At 61.6% G+C, this 18,152-nt stretch carries 18 protein-coding genes and 1 pseudogene; 10 read left to right on the forward strand and 9 right to left on the reverse strand.

What is annotated here, in order from left to right:
* Positions 1-41: 41 nt before the first annotated feature.
* Positions 42-1,670 (reverse strand): nickel ABC transporter ATP-binding protein NikE, encoded by a 1,629-nt coding sequence (gene nikE / locus SynMINOS11_RS11240; RefSeq protein ID WP_255445407.1) that lies wholly within the window; start codon positions 1,668-1,670, stop codon positions 42-44.
* A 20-nt stretch (positions 1,671-1,690) separates the two neighbouring features.
* On the opposite strand from nikE, the gene SynMINOS11_RS11245 reads away from it, so the two are divergent.
* From SynMINOS11_RS11245 to mnmE, 4 genes are all read left to right on the forward strand, one after another.
* Positions 1,691-4,012, forward strand: coding sequence for a RelA/SpoT family protein (locus SynMINOS11_RS11245; protein WP_186548569.1), 2,322 nt, complete (start codon positions 1,691-1,693; stop codon positions 4,010-4,012).
* Between the two features lies 1 nt (position 4,013).
* Entirely contained in the window at positions 4,014-5,270 is a 1,257-nt protein-coding gene (locus tag SynMINOS11_RS11250; RefSeq protein ID WP_255445408.1) for a chloride channel protein, read from the forward strand.
* A 65-nt stretch (positions 5,271-5,335) separates the two neighbouring features.
* A complete protein-coding gene (locus tag SynMINOS11_RS11255; protein ID WP_186548573.1) occupies positions 5,336-5,731 on the forward strand; it encodes a Hepatitis C virus core protein in 396 nt (131 codons plus the stop codon).
* Entirely contained in the window at positions 5,728-7,089 is a 1,362-nt protein-coding gene (gene mnmE / locus SynMINOS11_RS11260) for a tRNA uridine-5-carboxymethylaminomethyl(34) synthesis GTPase MnmE (protein WP_186548574.1), read from the forward strand. The genes SynMINOS11_RS11255 and mnmE overlap by 4 nt, the downstream gene beginning before the upstream one ends.
* Positions 7,090-7,093: 4 nt before the next feature.
* On the opposite strand, the gene SynMINOS11_RS11265 is transcribed toward mnmE, so the two are convergent.
* Positions 7,094-8,695 carry an NCS2 family permease gene (locus SynMINOS11_RS11265; protein WP_186548576.1) on the reverse strand — a complete coding sequence of 534 codons (1,602 nt, stop codon included), beginning with the start codon at positions 8,693-8,695 and terminating at the stop codon, positions 7,094-7,096.
* Positions 8,696-8,719: 24 nt separating this feature from the next.
* On the opposite strand from SynMINOS11_RS11265, the gene nadC reads away from it, so the two are divergent.
* The 5 genes and pseudogenes from nadC to SynMINOS11_RS13035 form a co-directional block, all read left to right on the forward strand.
* Positions 8,720-9,619, forward strand: coding sequence for a carboxylating nicotinate-nucleotide diphosphorylase (nadC, locus tag SynMINOS11_RS11270; protein WP_186548578.1), 900 nt, complete (start codon positions 8,720-8,722; stop codon positions 9,617-9,619).
* Positions 9,620-9,656: 37 nt separating this feature from the next.
* Positions 9,657-11,429, forward strand: a complete 1,773-nt coding sequence (argS, locus tag SynMINOS11_RS11275) for an arginine--tRNA ligase (protein ID WP_186548580.1) — start codon at positions 9,657-9,659, stop codon at positions 11,427-11,429.
* Positions 11,429-12,538 (forward strand): pyridoxal phosphate-dependent aminotransferase, encoded by a 1,110-nt coding sequence (locus tag SynMINOS11_RS11280; protein WP_186548582.1) that lies wholly within the window; start codon positions 11,429-11,431, stop codon positions 12,536-12,538. Before argS ends, SynMINOS11_RS11280 begins: the two co-directional genes overlap by 1 nt.
* A gap of 260 nt (positions 12,539-12,798) precedes the next feature.
* Entirely contained in the window at positions 12,799-13,779 is a 981-nt protein-coding gene (locus SynMINOS11_RS11285) for a hypothetical protein (protein WP_186548584.1), read from the forward strand.
* Positions 13,780-13,816: 37 nt separating this feature from the next.
* Positions 13,817-14,029: pseudogene (locus tag SynMINOS11_RS13035) on the forward strand (histidinol-phosphate aminotransferase); the annotation flags it as partial.
* On the opposite strand, the gene SynMINOS11_RS11290 reads toward SynMINOS11_RS13035, so the two are convergent.
* The 7 genes from SynMINOS11_RS11290 to prfB form a co-directional block, all read right to left on the reverse strand.
* Complete coding sequence (locus SynMINOS11_RS11290) at positions 13,952-14,131, reverse strand: hypothetical protein (protein WP_186548586.1); 180 nt, start codon at positions 14,129-14,131, stop codon at positions 13,952-13,954. The pseudogene SynMINOS11_RS13035 and the gene SynMINOS11_RS11290 sit on opposite strands and share 78 nt — an antisense overlap.
* A gap of 27 nt (positions 14,132-14,158) precedes the next feature.
* The gene (locus SynMINOS11_RS11295; protein WP_186548588.1) at positions 14,159-14,878 is read right to left on the reverse strand and encodes an MBL fold metallo-hydrolase; all 720 of its coding nucleotides are present in this window, start codon (positions 14,876-14,878) and stop codon (positions 14,159-14,161) included.
* A gap of 48 nt (positions 14,879-14,926) precedes the next feature.
* Entirely contained in the window at positions 14,927-15,520 is a 594-nt protein-coding gene (locus tag SynMINOS11_RS11300) for an anthranilate synthase component II (RefSeq protein ID WP_186548590.1), read from the reverse strand.
* Positions 15,520-15,990, reverse strand: a complete 471-nt coding sequence (locus SynMINOS11_RS11305) for a diacylglycerol kinase family protein (RefSeq protein WP_011936658.1) — start codon at positions 15,988-15,990, stop codon at positions 15,520-15,522. The genes SynMINOS11_RS11300 and SynMINOS11_RS11305 overlap by 1 nt, the downstream gene beginning before the upstream one ends.
* 53 nt (positions 15,991-16,043) lie before the next feature.
* A complete protein-coding gene (gene ybeY / locus SynMINOS11_RS11310) occupies positions 16,044-16,526 on the reverse strand; it encodes an rRNA maturation RNase YbeY (RefSeq protein WP_186548592.1) in 483 nt (160 codons plus the stop codon).
* Positions 16,523-16,699 (reverse strand): DUF3285 domain-containing protein, encoded by a 177-nt coding sequence (locus SynMINOS11_RS11315; RefSeq protein ID WP_011936660.1) that lies wholly within the window; start codon positions 16,697-16,699, stop codon positions 16,523-16,525. Before SynMINOS11_RS11315 ends, ybeY begins: the two co-directional genes overlap by 4 nt.
* A protein-coding gene (prfB, locus tag SynMINOS11_RS11320) for a peptide chain release factor 2 (RefSeq protein WP_186548594.1) occupies positions 16,696-17,821 on the reverse strand; the annotation gives its coding sequence in 2 pieces (ribosomal slippage) (positions 16,696-17,745 and positions 17,747-17,821; 1,125 coding nt in all). The genes SynMINOS11_RS11315 and prfB overlap by 4 nt, the downstream gene beginning before the upstream one ends.
* A 64-nt stretch (positions 17,822-17,885) precedes the next feature.
* Here prfB and grxC point away from each other — a divergent pair.
* Complete coding sequence (gene grxC, locus SynMINOS11_RS11325) at positions 17,886-18,143, forward strand: glutaredoxin 3 (RefSeq protein ID WP_011936662.1); 258 nt, start codon at positions 17,886-17,888, stop codon at positions 18,141-18,143.
* Positions 18,144-18,152 lie beyond the last annotated feature (9 nt).

Below are 18,152 nucleotides of genomic sequence, written 5' to 3' on the forward strand. Positions count from 1 at the left end.
TGAAGGGTTTTACCTGAGGATTCACTGAGTGCTGCCTGAGATCACTTGGGCTGCGGCAAGCGCGGACAGGCCTCCACCAATTCACGGGTGATGGCCGCTGCTGGTGCCTGCAACATCACATCACCAGGTCCCTCTTCCACGATGCGGCCCTGATCAAGAACCACGACGCGGTGACAAAAACCACTGGCCACCCCGAGGTCATGGGTGACAAACAAGATCGCAACACCGAGCTGTTGCTGCAGTTGGCGCAGCAGTTGCAGCACTTCGGCCTGCACCTCGGCATCGAGCATGCTCACCGATTCATCGCAAAGCAGCACAGCCGGTTGCAACACCAACGCCCGAGCAATCGCGACCCGCTGCTGCTGACCACCGGAGAGCTGCCGGGGCAGGCGTTGCGCCAAGGACGCATCAAGCCCCACCGACGCCAACACCGTGCGGGCCTGCTCGCGCGCTTGGCCCGGTGATGCCAAGCCATGGATCAACAATGGATCGGCCACCGCATCGATCACGGTCATGGCTGGATTGAGGCAAGCCAGCGGGTCTTGAAACACCATCTGCAACCGCTGGCGGGCCTGGCGTAAGTCCTGCCCCTGCAAGCGCCGCAAACCCCTGCCCTGCAGCATCACCTCACCACCACGGACAGGGTTGAGGCCCATCAATGCGCGGCAGAGGGTGCTCTTGCCGCACCCCGATGGACCAACGATGCCCAAGGTTTCCCCGGCATGAAGGCGCAGGCTGATCCCATCAACAGAGCGCAACCACTGCGGCTGCCAGGGCCAACCACCGAGGCGATGCCAACAGCGCAGTTGATGCAGCTCCAGCACCACCGGTGTGGCTGGAGCTTGAGGGGTCGCCCCTCCCTCCCGTTGCCGGGCCGCTGCCACCAAGCGTTGGGTCAGCGGTTGCTGCGGCTGAAGCAACACCTCTGAAGCCGATGCCTCCTCCAGCAAACGACCGTCCTGCATCACAGCCATGCGCTGACACCAGCGGCCCGCCATGGCCAAATCGTGGGTGATCAGCAACAGCGCACTACCCGCCTCTTGGCACAGCCCCGTGAGCTCCGCCATCACCTGGCCAGCCACCGCCACATCGAGGCTGGTGGTGGGCTCATCAGCGATCACCAGCGGCGGTTGCAAGGCCATGGCCAAGGCAATCGCCACCCGCTGGCGCATGCCACCACTGAATTGATGCGGATAACTGTTCATCCGCTCTGGGCCAATGCCCACGCGCTGCAGCAGTTCCTCGGCCCGCGCCGCCTGGGCCCCATGGGCCGAGAGGGTGTCGCGCAGGTGATCTCCAATGCTGATCAGCGGATTGAGGCGGGTCATCGGGTCTTGGAAGACCAGACCAACTGCCTCACCCCGCAGACGGTTCAACGCCCCGCGCCGCAGGCGCCGGGGATCACTGCCCATCAATTCCAGGCGCCCGTGACTGCGGCTGCCTTCCGGCAGCAAGCCCAAAACGGCCCTGGCAACGGTGCTTTTGCCACAACCGGAGGGCCCCACCAAGGCCAAACGCTCACCGCGCTGGAGGCTCAAGGTCAGCCCATCGAGGGTGGGATCAGCGGAGCCTGGGTAGGCCACCACCAGATCCTCTAGTTGCAGCACAGGGGCTAACTCCATGGCGAGCTGCTGACCACGGTTGGGATTCTGCTCGCCGCTGAATACCATGACCTCAGTCTGACGGGGCCATGCTGGACGCCGCCGAACGGTTTGCCACCTCAACAGCGTCAACGCTGCCTGGTCGAGCCGAGTGCGATGCGCCCCAACTCAGGCAAGAGATCGCTGGGCCCGATGACTACGCCATTGATCTGCCCGCATGGCTAAGGCAGTGCATCGAGCATGTGCCCCCTGGCCAGGGCGAAACCTGCCCCACCGACCCAGAGGGTCTGCTGGCGTCGGCCTTTGATTTCGCCTATCAACTCCACCGCCAGCAGGTGCGAGCCACCGGGGAGCCCTACATCATCCATCCGGTGGCCGTGGCGGATTTGCTGCGCGACATCGGCGCCAGCGCTGCGGTGATCGCGGCTGGGTTCCTCCACGACGTGGTGGAAGACACCGATGTGAGCCTGGAAGAAATCGAGGGGCACTTCGGAGCCGAAGTGCGGCAACTGGTGGAGGGCGTCACCAAGCTGGGCGGCATCCATTTCACCAACCGAACCGAGGCCCAAGCTGAAAACCTGCGCAAGATGTTTTTGGCCATGGCCAGCGACATCCGCGTGGTGTTGGTGAAGCTGGCCGACCGGCTGCACAACTTGCGCACCCTGGGTGCACTGCGCCCTGAGAAGCAGCAGCGCATCGCCACCGAAACCCGCGACATCTACGCGCCCCTGGCCAACCGCCTTGGCATTGGCCGCTTCAAGTGGGAGCTGGAGGATCTGGCCTTCAAGGTGCTGGAACCCGATGACTTCCGTTCCATCTCCCAGCAGGTGGCCAGCAAACGCAGCGACCGGGAAGAACGCTTAGGCGTCACCGTTCAGCTGCTGCGCGATCGGCTGGAGAACTCAGGCGTGCATGAGTGCGAGGTGGTGGGGCGACCCAAACACCTCTATGGCATCTGGAGCAAGATGCAGCGCCAGGAGAAGGAGTTCCACGAAATCTTTGATGTGGCGGCGGTGCGGATCGTGGCTCCATCGGTAGAAACCTGCTACCGCGCCCTCGCCGTGGTGCATGACACCTTCCGGCCCATCCCAGGTCGCTTTAAGGACTACATCGGCCTGCCCAAACCCAACGGCTACCAATCGCTGCACACCGCTGTGATTGGTCGGCATCGGCCGATCGAAGTGCAGATCCGCACCGGCGAGATGCATGAAGTGGCCGAGTACGGCATTGCCGCCCACTGGAAATACAAAGAGGGCGGCTCCCCTGCCGATGGGGATGAAATGGCCCGCTTCAACTGGCTGCGGCAGCTGGTTGATTGGCAAAAAGAAGAAGGGGGACAAGACCACAACGACTATTTGCGCTCGATCAAAGAAGACCTCTTTGACGACGAGGTGTTTGTGTTCACCCCCAATGGCGATGTGATCGGCCTGCGCAAAGGGTCCACCGCCGTGGACTTTGCCTACCGCATTCACAGCGAGGTGGGGAACCACTGCCAGGGCGTACGCATCAACGATCGGCTCTGCCCGCTCGCCACCCCCCTACAGAACGGCGACTTCGTTCAGATCGTGACGGCCAAAACCGCTCACCCCAGCCTGGACTGGCTGAATTTCGTCGCCACACCAACGGCGCGCGAGCGCATCCGCCAGTGGTACAAGCGCAGTCACCGCGACGACAACATCACTCGCGGCCGCGAAATGCTGGAGCGGGAGCTGGGCCGTGATGGCTTCGATGCCCTACTCAGCAGCGACCCAATCCTGCGCGTCGCCCGCCGCTGCAACCTCACCGGTGTTGATGACCTGCTGGCCTCCCTGGGTTTTGGCGGCGTCACGGTGCATCAAGTCACCAATCGTCTGCGCGAGGAGATGCGGCTGGAGGAGGAATCCAGCAACGAGGCCCCCAGCAATGAAGAGCTGGCCCGCAATCTCAGCGACCAAGCCAACACCAGCACCGCCGATCCCAGCGGCAGCCCGATTCTTGGCGTTGAAGGGCTGGAATACCGGTTGGGGGGCTGTTGCAGTCCCTTGCCAGGCGAGCCGATCGTTGGCGCCGTTGCCCTTGGTAATCACGGCATCACCATTCACCGGCAGGATTGCGCCAACGTGGCGCAAACACCGGTGGAACGGCGCTTGCCCGTGCGCTGGAACCCCGTGGTCAGCGAACACCGCCGGCGTTATCCGGTGCTGCTTCGCATCGAGGTGCTCGATCGCGTCGGCATCCTCAAAGACATCCTCACCCGGCTCTCCGATAGCAGCATCAACGTCAGTGATGCGCGGGTTCGCACCGCCTATGGCAAACCAGCCCGCATCGATCTAAGGATCGAATTGAGCAGCGCTGATCAACTGCAAGCCACCATGAACCAAATCCGCTCGATGGCGGATGTGCTGGACCTGGCCCGCTGCGGTAGCGCCTGAGATGGCCTGGCCATGGCTGCTGCTGCTCGGGGCAGCGCTGGGACTGATCTCCCTGCCCTATCAAGCCCTCTCCAGCCTTGGGCTTGCCCTGCAGCAGCACCTTTGGCTCAACAGCGAGAGCGTCTCCGCGGTGGCTGTGGCGCTGGTGTTTGCCTCATCGCTGGCCCTGGTGCTGCTGGGTTGGGGCCCCCTGCAACGAGCCCGGGGCGGCGGACTAACACCAGTGATTGCGCTGCAGGAGAACGCCTCCGATCAAGAGGCATCGCTCTTGCAACAGCTCAGCCTGCGCACCCAACTCCAGCGGTTGCCGCTGATGGCGCTCACCCATCTCGGTGGATTGACCGTGGGCATCGAATCACCCTCGGCCTCCTTGGGCGCTTCGGTGCTGTTGGCGATCCGTCGGCGCTGGCCACAGTTCACGCCATTAGCTGCGCTGCCGCTGCCCATGCTTTGCGCCATTGGCGGCGGCGCTGGCTTAGGCGCGGCCTTTCGCTCTCCCCTGCTGGGGGTCACCTACGCCATCGAAGAATTGGGCCGCAGCGCAGGTCGGCGGTTGGTGTTGCCCGTCTTGCTGCTGAGCGGCAGCGGTGCGGCCATCAGCCTCTGGCTTGGTCCCAGCATCACCAGTGAGCCGGCCGTGGCGGGCATGTTGCCGATGCGGCTTTGGCCCCATGCCCTGCTGGTCTGCGGGTTGTGCAGCCTGCTGGGAGCGCTCTTCGTGCGGATGCTGGTGCCACTGGCCCGGGCCATCAAAAGCGCCCTGCAACGCCAGCGACTCTTCACAGCTGTGCTGATTGCGGCTGGCCTAAGCGGCATCGCCATCGCCAGTGGGGGCTGGAGCTTGAACGATGGAAGCCTGTCGCTGCAGGCGAGCCTGCATGGCGAGATCGGGGGCGAGCCCAACACCTTGCCCTGGCGCTTTCTGAGCTCGCTGCTGAGCATCGCGGCCGGCGCCCCAGGGGGGCTGATGCACGACACGATGACCCTGGGAGCCTTACTCGGGGCCCCACCAACCGATGCCGCGATCACCGACAGCATCAGTCAGGCCCAATTGGGAGCCATTGGCGCGGTGAGCCTGTTTGCTGCCGCCTGCGGCACTCCTTTGTTCTGCGCCATGTTCGTCTTCACGCTGCAGGGGGATGCAGCGATGCTGCCGGCTCTGCTGCTGTGCAGCGCCGTAGCGACCTCCTTGGCGGCCCCGTTACGCGGCGCCAGCTGGAATGAACGGGGGGCCTCCCAATTGCTGCATCCCCACTAAGTCATGACGACCTATCGACCTGCTGGCCAGGCCGACCAAACTGGGGCCACATTGCGGAACCGCCGATGAGCAGGCCAGTCTTCACGCCTCGCGACCGCTGGCTGGCTGTGGTGGGGCTAGCGGCCAATCTGCTCGGATTGATTGCAGCATCAGTGGTCATTGGCTTGCCTGACCCTTGGCACACTGCCAATTTGGTGCTGGCCATTTCCGCCTGGATCCCCACCGCAGTCGTGGGGATCATCGCTTGCATAGCTCTGATCGGCCGGCGTGGCTGGGGCATGGTGCTGGCCTTGGTGGCGCTGGGTCTTCAGCTGTTGGTACTGGTGCCCTACGGGATAGTTCGCCTCAGCCTGCTGGCCTCTGAGCGATCCCAGGGGCTTGTGGCTGTGATCTCGCTGATGGTGGCCGATGTGCTGCTGATCGTCTACTGGTCGCGAGCCCTGAGGCGTCAACGTCCATGAGCCTGGCGGCGCGCGACGACACCATCGCAGCGATCGCCACGGCAGTCGCCGCTGGCGCCGGCAGCGTGGCCATCGTGCGGATCAGCGGCCCCCAAGCCGAAGCCATTGGCCGCCAACTGTTCCAACCAGCTGGCCAGCAGAGCTGGGAAAGCCATCGGGTGCTCTACGGCCACGTCAATGATCCAGCCAATGGCGATGTGGTGGATGAGGTGCTGCTGCTGCTCATGCGGGCGCCGCGCAGCTTCACCCGCGAAACGGTGGTGGAGTTCCACGGCCATGGCGGACTGGTGGCAGTGCAACGGCTGTTGGAGCTGGTCTTGGCGGCAGGCGCCCGCCGCGCCCTGCCCGGCGAATTCAGCCAGCGGGCCTTTCTCAATGGACGCCTTGATCTCACCCGCGCTGAGGCCATCAGCGAATTGGTGAGTGCCAGGAGCCGCCGGGCCGCTGAGCTGGCGATGGCCGGGCTGGATGGGGGGTTGCAACAGCGCATCGAGGCACTTCGCGATCAATTGCTCGATCAGCTTTGCGAGCTCGAAGCACGCGTGGACTTCGAAGAGGACCTGCCCAGCCTCGATGGAGCGGCGGTCTGCACGGCCTTAAGAGACGTTCAGCAGGCGTTGGATCAACTGGTGCTCGACGGGCAGCAAGCCCAGTTGCTACGCGATGGCTTACGGGTCGCGATTATTGGCCGGCCCAATGTGGGCAAAAGCAGCCTGCTCAATGCCCTCAGCGGCCAAGAGCGCGCCATCGTCACCGATCTGCCGGGCACCACGCGCGACCTGTTGGACTACGACCTGGTGCTCCAAGGGGTGCCGATCACCTTGCTCGACACCGCCGGCATTCGCTCCACCGCCGATCGCGTTGAACAACTCGGCATTGAACGCAGCCGGGCTGCTTTTGCCAGCGCTGATGCGGTGGTGCTGCTCTATGACCTCAGCCGTGGCTGGAGCCCTGACGACAGCGCGCTGCGGAACGAGGTGCCGGATGGCACGCCCCTGTTGGTGGTGGGCAACAAATCGGATCTCGCTGCTGAACCTGCAACGACGCAAGGACTCGCGATCAGCGCCCGCAGCGGACTGGGATTGGCCGAGCTGAGCAGCGCACTGCTCAAGCTCTGCGGCCTCAGCGGCGAGGGGCAGGGCTTACTGCTGGCGCTCAATCAACGCCAATGCGATCTAGCCGCCGCGGCCTCCGCCGCCTTAGGGCGCAGTCAGCAGGCAGCACGCGATGGCTTGCCCTGGGATTTTTGGACCATTGATCTGCGCGAAGCGATTCGCGCACTCGGCGAGATCACCGGCGCTGAGATCACCGAAGCCGTGCTGGATCGCGTCTTCTCGCGCTTCTGCATCGGCAAGTAGCCCATTAGGGCTCGCTGGCACCGGCCTCCTGACGGGGCAGCACGCGGGCCAACAGCAACAAAGCGGTGACCACGGCATAGGCCAGCGCCCATGGCGCCCCGGTGCCCCAGCCCAAGTGCATGACCGTGTCGGCGGTGGTGAACTGCCAGGCATTGATCACACCAAACCAAGCCAGCAGCGCCGCCAAACCGGTGCACAGCGCAGCGGTCAAAAAACGCTGCTCAATGGCGAAGACCAACAACGCGGCCAGCAGCATCGCCGTGAAGATCTGGCCTTGCTCCAACGCGAATGCCCCAGCCGCCCAAATGTCGGCGGCATTGAGCGCCGCCATCAGATCAGCACTGAAGGGATTGGTGGGAGTTCCCAAGCCGCCGCTTCTCAGACCTGCTTTCAGCAGAAGGGTTCCCCAGCCAGCCAACCCCGGAAGGATGCCGAGCACCACCGCCGGTGCATGGCGTGAGGGTGTGGCCTGGAAGGCCTGGGCCGTGATTGTTAGGCCGATGTAGAGCAGGATCGCCATCCCCGCATCGATGGGGATCAGCAGGGAAGCCAATCCAAACAGGCCAAAACAACAGGCCACGGCCAGCACCACCCCATTCATCCAGGAGTAGCCGGAGCGGGCCCCCAAGGTCTTGAAGCCGGGATGACCGATGTAGATCGTGGTGGGAAAGCAGGAACCCAAGGCGGCTGCGCTCAACGTGCCCAAGCCATTGATCAGCAAACAGCTACGGGTTGGGTAGCGATCACCGGCCGCCTCAGCGCTATCGAGGTTTTGCAGCGAGCCGATCACGTTGAACAAGCCCATCGGGATGATCACCCCTAGCCACGGCACCAACTCCTCCCTGGCCTGCCACAGCCCAGCGAGCTGAACCATGGGCCCCTGCCAACCCACCAGAGACCAACTCTGTTGCCAGGCGCCAGGGGCCACCTCCATCAACCCACTACCCCAGGCGAGCACCAACCCCAGCAACAGGGCGAACAAACCTGTCGGCAGTGGCCAACGCACACGGCCGTAGTAGCCCAACAGAATCACCGCCAAACTCGCCAAACCCACCAGAGGGTTGGCGTAGGTGCGCAACAGAAAGCCAAGCGAGATGTAGCCCAAGGCAATCCCGGCGAGGGTGGAGAGCAAAGCCGCCCGCGGCAACCACAACCGCAACTTGTGGGCGCAAAAGGCTCCGGCGGTTTCAATCAGGCCTGAGCCGAGGCAGGCCACCATGCCGGCTTGCCATGAGCGGGTGATGGCGGTGCTCTCATCCAGCCCTGCCCCCAAGGCGGTGAGCTTGACCGGCAGCATCACCAAAAAGATGTAGGCGAAGAGGCTGACGGTGTTGATGCCGTAGGGCAACGCCGTGCAGTCCTGACGCCCCTCCTGAAGCCCCAAGACACGGGCTTGGCGGGCGTAAGCCAAATTGCCTAGCAGCAAGCTGATGCCGGTAGCCGGCAGGATCACCCCAAACACCAAGCTGTCGGGGTAGCCGAGAACATCCCTGCAGAGGCCAATGATCAGCAGGATCGTGATCAGGTTGTTGAGGGCTAACGCCAGGAAGCCATCGAGATCACCTGGCCTCCAAACCAGACCAAACCCTGGTTGCTGTGTTGCCATGCCCCTGCCTGATCGCGGCCCATCATGGGATTGATGTGGCCAGCTCCTGCCGTGGCAATCCCCCCTCTGGCGATAACGCCAGCGCTGCAGCAGCACTTGCAGACCTGGCTGCAGGAAGACCTGGGACGCGGTGATCTCAGTGCCGCGGCGCTGCAGGGCTGCTGCGGCCAAGCCCACTGGATCAGCAAGGCCGATGGTGTGTTCTGCGGAGGGCAACTGGCCGCAGCCGTGTTTGGCCTGATGGACTCCGGCGTGACAGCGCAGGTGCTGGTGAACGATGGCGAGGCCATCAGCGCTGGCACCCGCCTGCTGGAACTAGGAGGACCCGCAGCGGCTCTGGTGGGAGCCGAACGCACCGCACTCAATCTGGCGATGCGGCTCTCGGGCATCGCCACAGCAACGGCAGCCCTGGCCAGCCAACTGCAGGGCAGTGGCGTGCAGTTGGTGGATACCCGCAAAACAACCCCAGGGCTGCGGGTGCTCGAGAAATACGCCGTGCGTTGTGGTGGCGGCATCAACCACCGCATGGGCCTCGACGATGCCGCGATGCTCAAGGAAAACCACCTGGCCTGGGCTGGTGGGGTGGCTGCCGCCGTTGCGGCGGTCCGCGCAGCAGCCCCTTGGCCAAGCCAGGTGATCGTTGAAGCCGAAACCCTTGAGGAAGCCAAGGCTGCTGTAGCCGCTGGCGCTGATGGGGTGTTGCTCGATGAATTCAGCCCCGATGCGCTCAAGCAACTGGTGCCCGAGCTGCGGCACCAGGCCCAGCAGCGGGGCAAGCCCGTGGTGCTGGAAGCCAGCGGCATCCAGCCCGATCAATTGAGGCTCTTCGCCAGCAGCGGCATCGATCTGATCTCCACCAGTGCTCCGATCACCCGCAGCTCCTGGCTGGATCTGAGCATGCGGTTCACCGGCCAGGAGGGATGATCAGAGGCTGTGTCCACCGCTGCTGCGGTCCCTGTTCATGCTGCGCATTGCCCAAACCCTGGAGGCCCAGCTGCGCGCAGCCATGCAGCAGGCGTTTCCTGAGGCCGACGGCGAGCTGAATCCAGCCCTGGGCCCAGCCAGCAAGCCGGAATTTGGTGATTTCCAAGCCAACGGCGCCCTCGCCTTGGCCAAGCCGCTCAAGCAGGCCCCGCGGCAGATCGCCGCAGCCATCGTTGAACAGCTGCAAAACAACCCAGAGTTTTCAGCCCTGGCAGAAGCACCACAAATCGCCGGACCGGGGTTCATCAACATCACCTTGAAACCCTCGGTGCTGGCCGCTGAAGTGCGCCAACGCATCGGCGATCAGCGCCTGGGCGTTGCCGCGGTTGAGCAGGCCGAAGCGCCGGTCATTGTTGATTTCTCCAGCCCCAACATCGCCAAGGAAATGCATGTGGGGCATCTGCGCTCCACGATCATTGGCGACTGCCTGGCCCGCGTTCTGGAATTCCGCGGCCACCAGGTGCTGCGGCTCAACCATGTCGGTGACTGGGGGACCCAGTTCGGCATGTTGATCACCCACCTCAAGCAGGTGGCCCCCGATGCGCTCAACACCGCTGATGCCATCGATCTGGGCGATCTGGTGGCCTTCTACCGGGAAGCCAAAAAGCGCTTTGACGACGACGGAGCGTTCCAAACCACCTCCCGCGAAGAAGTCGTCAAATTGCAAGGTGGCGATGCCACTTCACTGAAGGCTTGGGGCCTGCTCTGCGACCAATCGCGGCGGGAATTCCAGAAGATCTACGACCGGCTCGACATTCGCCTCAACGAGCGGGGGGAGTCGTTCTACAACCCACAGCTAGCGGCGGTTGTCGATGACCTGCGCTCCAGCGGCTTGCTGGTGACCGACGAGGGAGCGGGCTGCGTGTTTTTAGAAGGCGTGGTGGGCAAAGAAGGCAAACCCCTGCCTTTGATCGTGCAAAAAAGCGATGGAGGCTTCAACTACGCCACCACCGATCTGGCGGCGATTCGCTACCGCTTGGGTTCCGCCGGCGATGGCGCAGGACGCGTGATTTACGTCACCGATGCTGGCCAGGCCTCGCACTTCGCTGGGGTGTTCCAAGTGGCCAAGCGGGCGGGCTGGGTGCCAGCGGCGGCCAGCCTGGAGCACGTGCCCTTCGGCTTGGTGCAAGGGGACGACGGCAAAAAGCTCAAGACCCGCGCCGGCGACACCGTGCGGCTCAAAGATCTGCTGGATGAAGCCGTTGAGCGGGCCCAGGCTGATCTGCGCCGGCGGCTGGAAGAAGAAGAGCGCCAGGAAAGCGAGAGCTTCATCGATCAAGTGGCAACCACCGTTGGCTTGGCGGCGGTGAAATACGCCGATCTGAGCACCAACCGGATCACCAACTACCAGTTCAGCTTTGAGCGGATGCTGGCCTTAACCGGCAACACAGCTCCCTACCTGCTCTATGCCGTGGTGCGCATCAGCGGCATCGCCCGCAAGGGGGGCGCCCTCGATGGCGAGCTGCCCGAGCGGTTGGTGTTTGAAGAGCCACAGGAATGGGCCTTGATTCGCCAACTGCTGCAACTCGATGCGGTGATCAGCGAAGTGGAGAGTGATTTGTTGCCGAACAGGCTCTGCACCTATCTGTTTGAACTGAGCCAGAGCTTCAACCGCTTCTACGACCAGGTGCCTGTGTTGAAGGCTGATGAACCGATGCGCAGCTCGAGGCTGGCCCTCTGCCGTTTAGCGGCTGACACCCTCAAGCTGGGGCTAAGCCTGCTGGGCATTCCCAGCCTGGAGCGGATGTGATGCCGGATCCACGCCCACAGTTCCCCCCGGCCCGCAGCGAGGTGGAGCAACTGCAGAGCTACAGCGCCCCACTGGAGGGACGCCGGGGCATGCTGCGCCTGGACTTCAACGAAAACAGCGTCGGCCCGAGCCCCAAGGTGGTGGAGGCGATCCGCAGCATTCCAGCCGAGCACTACGCGATCTACCCCGAATACGACGGCCTACGCGAGGCCTTCAGTCAGTCCCTCGGCGGACTGCCGTGCGACCAGATCGGGCTGTTCAACGGCGTTGACGCGGCCCTGCATGCCATCTGCCAGGCCTATGGCAACCCCGGCGATGTGATGCTCACCACCAGCCCCACCTTTGGGTATTACCAGCCTTGTGCTCGCATGCAAGGAATGGTGGTCAACGCCATTCCTTATGAAGGCGAGGACTTCCGCTTCCCGCTGCAGGCCACCCAACGGGCCCTAGCGCAACTCAACCCACGGCTGCTGCTGCTCTGCAATCCCAACAACCCAACGGGCACCAGGCTGGATGCCGAGGCCATCGTCCGTCTGGCTGCCACCGCTCCAGGAACGCTGGTGGTCGTTGATGAGCTGTATGAGGCCTTTACAGGAGACAGCGTTCTGCCGATCGCTGACTTCTCCGAGACCCCAAACCTGGTGGTGTTGCGCTCTTTATCGAAAACAGCTGGAATTGCTGGATTACGGCTTGGCATTGCCGTGGGTTATGCAGCTGTGGTGGACAGGATCAGCCGTGTTACTGGCCCCTACGACATCAACAGCTTTGCAGTGGTCGCTGGCAGGGCAGCCTTAGAGGATCAGGGCTATGTCAACAGCTATGTCCAAGAGGTCTTAGCCGCTAAGAGCTGGTTGGTTGAGAAGCTCAAAAAAGCTGGCGTCAAACATCATTGTGATGGAGGAAATTATCTGCTGATCTGGCCGAGCTCTGACACTTCAGCATGCGAAGTAGCACTACGCAATGAGGGGATATTGGTGCGGTCAATGACAGGCAAGGCACTAATCGATGGATCCCTGCGAGTGAGCATTGGCACCAAAGGTCAAATGAAGGAGTTCTGGAAAGTATTCAAACAAAGCGGAGTGAATAACAGAACTCAGCAAGCAGAGTAATATTTAGAAATTTACACTATATCAGCTTAATCAACGCCATCAAAAATATCATATAAACACACCTGACAATATTTTCCCTGCAAAATGCAGCTATTTCTAAAACAACAAGCTTTCACTTAATTGCACAGCCAAAGAACAACTAGAGATCGCGCAGACTGAGACTAATAGTTAATACATTGCACTTAGATTATATTTTTAGATGCATTGGCTACAGCGCATTAGAGCAAAGCATGCAGAATACTAATTTTCTGGTTCTTTTCGTGGCTGCTCAGCTTTCCTGGACGAACCAAGAAGCCATGAGCTTCTTAGGAGCAATGCTTGAAGTAGCAACCGTTGGCGACTCCGAGAAACTTGAATCAATCAGCGGCGAGATGATAAGCGCTGTTCAGAGCCATATCTTAAAAACAAGTATTGACCTCTCAAGCTTGCAGGGGGTCAAACCTGATGCATGCGCTTTGACGATAACAAATTCCGATAAACGCGAGCAATTACTACAGATATTAATCCTTCTTCCATATATCGACATGAAAGTCGATCCAGCAATGATTCAGCTCGTGGATTCATTCGCAGCCGCATTGGATTTCAACTCCAATACATTAAAGGACTTGCATAGAGTTCGAGACAACAAAATGAATATCCTATTGATTGACTATGGTCGACGTGGAGTCGAGCAAGTCCTTGGCATTGATACAGCTCCAAAAGCCCTGAAGGCTGTAATCAAAATCATCCATGAGGCAACTGGTGACCCCATTCTTGCTTCAAAGTTTCAAGGGCTTGAGCGATACCCCGTGGATAGCCTGGGGCACTCTGTTTACCACTGGTATCGAGATCGCAAGTGGCCACTTCCTGGCGAAAAGAAATGCACACCCGACCTATTATTAACTCACGATTGCTGTCACATCTTATCTGGTTGTAACACGGATTTTCGAGGAGAAATGGACGTCTCAGGATTTCAAGCTGGAATGCTCTCAGACGAAGACATGGGGTTTGAACAACTCCTTGAAGTCATTTTAGATTTTCATCTAGGCAAGAAGTTCACGACTGTTGGTGACATTGTCCCACCCAAGACTGGAAATTTTGAGCCAGAAGAAGTCCTTACCAGTTACGAGCGGGGTGTGAGCTGCAACATCAACCTCTTCGAAGACTGGGAATTCTGGGATGTTGCCGAACAACCCGTCGTTGAGCTCCGCAAGCGGTATGGCATTCCCGAAATCTCAGGCCCAATTCTTCTGAAGCCTTAAAAACAAACAGACGCTCCACGGAACACATAAGCGTCAAGTTCACCATCACAGCGCCGGCGGCAACTACCTACTGATTTGGCCAAGCCAAGGGGCCGCCAGCTGTGAGGCTGCGCTGCGGCAGGAAGAAATCCTGGTGCGTTCGATGGCGGGCAAACCCCTGATCGATGGGTCCCTACGGGTGAGCATCGGAACCACCAAACAAATGAAGCGGTTCTGGAAAGCTTTCAGCGCGCAACAGGGGCTGAGCTGAACGCGCATCGGTGCCGATCAGGCCCACACAGGCCAAGGTCAGCACCCCTTGCAGGGCAAGGCAGAGGCCGATTGCTCGACGTTGATGCCAAATCGTTCCCATGACAGCCCCTGCGAAGGAGCCGCATTGTCATGGCATGAGGTCGATTCGGGTTGTATCGCCCAGAGGCGGTGTCAGCTTCAGCACACGACCCACCGGCTTGGACGGCACACCCGGGAGAGCCTCCAGAAAATCCTTCGCGCTGGTCTGATCGCACTCGGCAGGGGGTTCGCCGCTACGGACGTATTGCACAGGGATCACCACTTTGGGGTTGAGCTGCTTCACCACGTCAGCTGCTTCCACACCGTCGTAGACCTTGGCGCCACCACCAACGCCGAGGATCAACACATCGGGGCGACCCAGCAAAACCTTGTCTTCCGGTTGCAAAGTTGCGGCGGTGCCGCCGAGGTGGGCGAAGTCCAAGCCACCTTGCTGCCAGCGCCAAATCACGCCATTGCCAAAACGGCGGCCACCCAGGCGGTCGTGGGGAGCCGCAAAGCCTTCAAAGCGCAGACCTTTGATGCTGTAGCCGCCCGGGCTGGCCAGGAAACGGCCTTGGGCCACAGGCGCACCCTCATCGAGCAGCAGGCTGCTGGCCAAGACCACATCGGCCTTGATCCGAGGCTCCTTCAGCCCTGCCGCGCAAGCCACCGCTTTGAACGGGTTCACCAAGACGCTGGCGCCACCACCATTGATCAACAGGGCGCTATGGCCATAGCTGGTGATCGTGACCCCATCAGCCAACGCCGCAGCCGGCAGGACAAATGCAGCCGTCGCCGCAGCCAAAGGCAGCAGAGAAGAACGCAGCATGGGGGGCCAGATCAGAGCCGGGAACCTAGCAGTGAAACCCAGCCGAACTCAGGCCGAGGCACTGGTGAGGAAATTGGCCAAAAGGGCATGGCCGTGCTGCGTGAGCACACTCTCGGGGTGGAATTGCACGCCCTGGAGATGGGGGTGATCACGGTGCCGCAGCCCCATCACCATGCCGCTCTCCAACCAGGCGGTGATCTCCAGGCAATCCGGCAGCGACTCCCGTTCAGCGATCAGCGAGTGATAGCGGGTGGCTGTGAAGGGATCGGGCAGCCCGGCAAACACACCAGCTCCGGCATGATGCACCGGCGAGGTTTTGCCATGCATCAACTCAGGTGCACGCACCACCTTCCCGCCAAAGACTTCGGCAATGGCTTGGTGGCCGAGGCAGACGCCCAGGGTGGGGACCTTTGGGCCCAACTCGCGGATCACCTCACGGCAAACGCCGGAATCAGCGGGTGTTCCTGGTCCAGGTGAGATCAACACAGCCGCGGGGTTGATCTCTTTGATCTGCTCGATGTTCAGGGCGTCATTGCGCTCCACCCGCAAGCTGGCCGCCAAGGGGTGATCAGCGGCCAACTCGCCTAAGTACTGCACCAAGTTGAAGGTGAAGCTGTCGTAGTTATCGAGGACCAGCAGCATCAGCTTCCCAAGCGCGCCATCAGCGGCGGCAGCAGCAACAGCAGGGCGATCATCAACGACGAGAGTGCCGCCACCAGCACCGCCGCCGCCGCGCAGTCTTTGGCAATGCGGGCCAAGGGGTGAAACCGCCGGCCCACCGACAAATCCACCACCGCTTCGGTGGCCGTGTTCAGCAGCTCCAGCACCAACACCGCCGCGACGGTGAGTACCAGCACCGCCAAGCGATCGACAGAGAGCTGTAACCACAGCCCCAGGGCGAAGACCACCACCCCGGTGACGACATGGATGCGGAAATTGCGCTGGCTCGCAAAGGCATAGACCAGCCCCTGGGCCGCATAGCGGAAGCTGGCCGGCAGATCACGGGCCACCTGCCAAGCTCCAACCCGCAGGCGACGGGCGCGGCCGTCCACCGGGAAACCGACGGGAGTGGATTCACTGGAATCGAGCTCTGAGGTCACCAGAGGCGCCATCCGCTGGAGCCCTGAGGCTCCCATGAAGAAGGATTCCGGCACCTTACCGCCAATCAGTGGGCCGCAGCACCCTGCACCAAGGCGCCCTGCCGGCTGAGCATGGCGGCCAAGGAGGCCTCATCGGGGTGGTCCCAGCCGAGCAAATGCAGCAGCCCATGGCTGGCCAAAAACAGCAATTCCTGCTGCAGCGAATGGCCGTGCTCCGGGGCTTGGCGCTCAGCGGTGGGAATGGAAATCACGATGTCGCCCAACTCAATGGGCAGGCCCTCCAGGGGCTCAGGGGCATCTTCTTGGGCCGCAAACGAGAGCACGTCGGTGGGCTTGGGTTGCTGACGCCATTGACCGTTGAGCTCAGCGATTGCAGCGTCATCGCAGAACTGCAGGCCCAGGCTGTAGGCATCGGCTTTTAAAGGGCTGGGTAATTCGGCCTGGAGTTGCGCCAACCAGCTACTCAGCAACTCAACCCAGCGGTCTTCCCCCAGCGGGTCAGGACCCAAGTAGGCCAGATCCAGCTCGATCGCCGCCAAGGGGTTCACGCCCCTGGCACAGAGGGGCGACCAAACCAGGCCAGCAACAGCAATACACCGGTGAAACCAACGGCGGTCAGGCCGAAGTGGAACAGGCTCTGGCGACCTTTGCGCACCATGTTGCGCATCGCCAGCTTGACGAAACTCGGCTTGGCCTCAGCCGGTGCAGGGGAGTCGCTCATGCGGCCTCGTCGGAAACAGCGTCCACACCCTGGCGCAAAAGCGACTGGATGAAGGGGTCGAGATCGCCATCCATCACCCCCTGCACATCGGTGGTCTCTTCATTGGTGCGCAGATCTTTGACCATCTGGTACGGGTGAAACACGTAATTGCGGATCTGATTCCCCCAGGCCGCCTCAACGATGTCGCCGCGGATGTCGGCGATCTCAGCAGCACGCTGTTCCTGGGCAATCACCAGCAATTTGGATTTGAGCAGTGCCATGGCTTTTTCTTTGTTCTGCAGCTGCGAGCGCTCCTGGGTGCAGCGCACCGCCAAGCCGGTCGGGATGTGCAAAATCCGCACGGCGGTCTCCACCTTGTTGACGTTCTGACCACCGGCACCGCCTGAACGGCTTGTGGTGACCTCCAAGTCCTTATCGGGGATCTCGAGATCGACCTCCTCCTCGAGCTTGGGCATCACCTCAACACCGGCAAAGCTGGTTTGACGCTTGTCATTGGCGTTGAACGGTGAGATGCGCACCAAACGGTGGGTGCCCTTCTCGTTGCGCAGGTAGCCATAGGCGTAGCGGCCCTCCACCTCGATGGTGCAGCTCTTGATGCCGGCTTCTTCCCCTTCTGAAAGCTCGTCCACGGTCACCTTCATGCCGCGGTCTTCCGCCCAGCGGGTGTACATGCGCATCAACATCAAGGCCCAGTCCTGGGCATCGGTGCCACCGGCACCGGCATTGATGGAGATCACCGCACCTTCTTGGTCGTAGGTGCCACTCAGGAGCCGCTCCAGCTCCCAGCGATCGAGCGCCAGGCGCAACTCCTGCAAGCCGCCATTGGCTTCTTGCAAGAGCGCGTCATCGGGCTCGAGGTCGTAGAGCTCCAGGGTGGCGGCAGCGTCATCAACGCTGGCGCGCCAAGTCCGGAGCTGCTCGAGCTGGGCTTTGACGTCATCCAACTGCCGCATCTGCTTGCGGGCATTGTTCTGGTCATCCCAGAAATCAGGCTGGGCCGCGAGTTGCTCGAGATCCTGCTGCCGTGCTGTCAGTGCAGGGACGTCAAAGACAGTCCTGGGCTTGGCCCAGGCGGTCAGTGAGCTCGGAGAGATCGCGCTTGAAGTCGGTGAGATCCAGCACAGCGAAAGGACTTGATCGTTTGACCGTAGCCACCCGTAAGATCCATCCAACCAAGATCAATCGGATGGCCGCCAGCGTCGAGATCTACACCTGGCGGGCCTGCCCGTTCTGCATCCGGGCCAAGGACCTCTTGAGCCGCAAAGGGGTGAGCTACACCGATCACGCCATCGATGGCGATGAGGCGGCCCGCGACCAGATGGCGACCAAAACAGGCGGACGTCGCAGCGTTCCCCAGGTGTTCATCAACGGGCAACACGTGGGTGGCTGCGATGACCTCTATGCCCTTGAACGCAGCGGCCAACTGGATGGCCTGCTGGCCTGATCACGGAGC

This window comes from Synechococcus sp. Minos11 (assembly GCF_014279855.1).
GTDB lineage: Bacteria > Cyanobacteriota > Cyanobacteriia > PCC-6307 > Cyanobiaceae > RCC307.

Coding starts and splice junctions, on each gene's coding strand:
- SynMINOS11_RS11255 (WP_186548573.1), top strand. CDS start 5,336: ATGAGCAGGCCAGTCTTCACGCCTCGCGACCGCTGGCTGGCTGTGGTG.
- mnmE (WP_186548574.1), top strand. CDS start 5,728: ATGAGCCTGGCGGCGCGCGACGACACCATCGCAGCGATCGCCACGGCA.
- SynMINOS11_RS11290 (WP_186548586.1), bottom strand. CDS start 14,131: ATGGGAACGATTTGGCATCAACGTCGAGCAATCGGCCTCTGCCTTGCC.
- argS (WP_186548580.1), top strand. CDS start 9,657: ATGCTGCGCATTGCCCAAACCCTGGAGGCCCAGCTGCGCGCAGCCATG.
- grxC (WP_011936662.1), top strand. CDS start 17,886: ATGGCCGCCAGCGTCGAGATCTACACCTGGCGGGCCTGCCCGTTCTGC.
- SynMINOS11_RS11280 (WP_186548582.1), top strand. CDS start 11,429: ATGCCGGATCCACGCCCACAGTTCCCCCCGGCCCGCAGCGAGGTGGAG.
- SynMINOS11_RS11305 (WP_011936658.1), bottom strand. CDS start 15,990: ATGGCGCCTCTGGTGACCTCAGAGCTCGATTCCAGTGAATCCACTCCC.
- SynMINOS11_RS11300 (WP_186548590.1), bottom strand. CDS start 15,520: ATGCTGCTGGTCCTCGATAACTACGACAGCTTCACCTTCAACTTGGTG.
- nadC (WP_186548578.1), top strand. CDS start 8,720: ATGGGATTGATGTGGCCAGCTCCTGCCGTGGCAATCCCCCCTCTGGCG.
- SynMINOS11_RS11265 (WP_186548576.1), bottom strand. CDS start 8,695: ATGGCAACACAGCAACCAGGGTTTGGTCTGGTTTGGAGGCCAGGTGAT.
- SynMINOS11_RS11245 (WP_186548569.1), top strand. CDS start 1,691: ATGCTGGACGCCGCCGAACGGTTTGCCACCTCAACAGCGTCAACGCTG.
- SynMINOS11_RS11295 (WP_186548588.1), bottom strand. CDS start 14,878: ATGCTGCGTTCTTCTCTGCTGCCTTTGGCTGCGGCGACGGCTGCATTT.
- SynMINOS11_RS11250 (WP_255445408.1), top strand. CDS start 4,014: ATGGCCTGGCCATGGCTGCTGCTGCTCGGGGCAGCGCTGGGACTGATC.
- nikE (WP_255445407.1), bottom strand. CDS start 1,670: ATGGTATTCAGCGGCGAGCAGAATCCCAACCGTGGTCAGCAGCTCGCC.
- SynMINOS11_RS11315 (WP_011936660.1), bottom strand. CDS start 16,699: ATGAGCGACTCCCCTGCACCGGCTGAGGCCAAGCCGAGTTTCGTCAAG.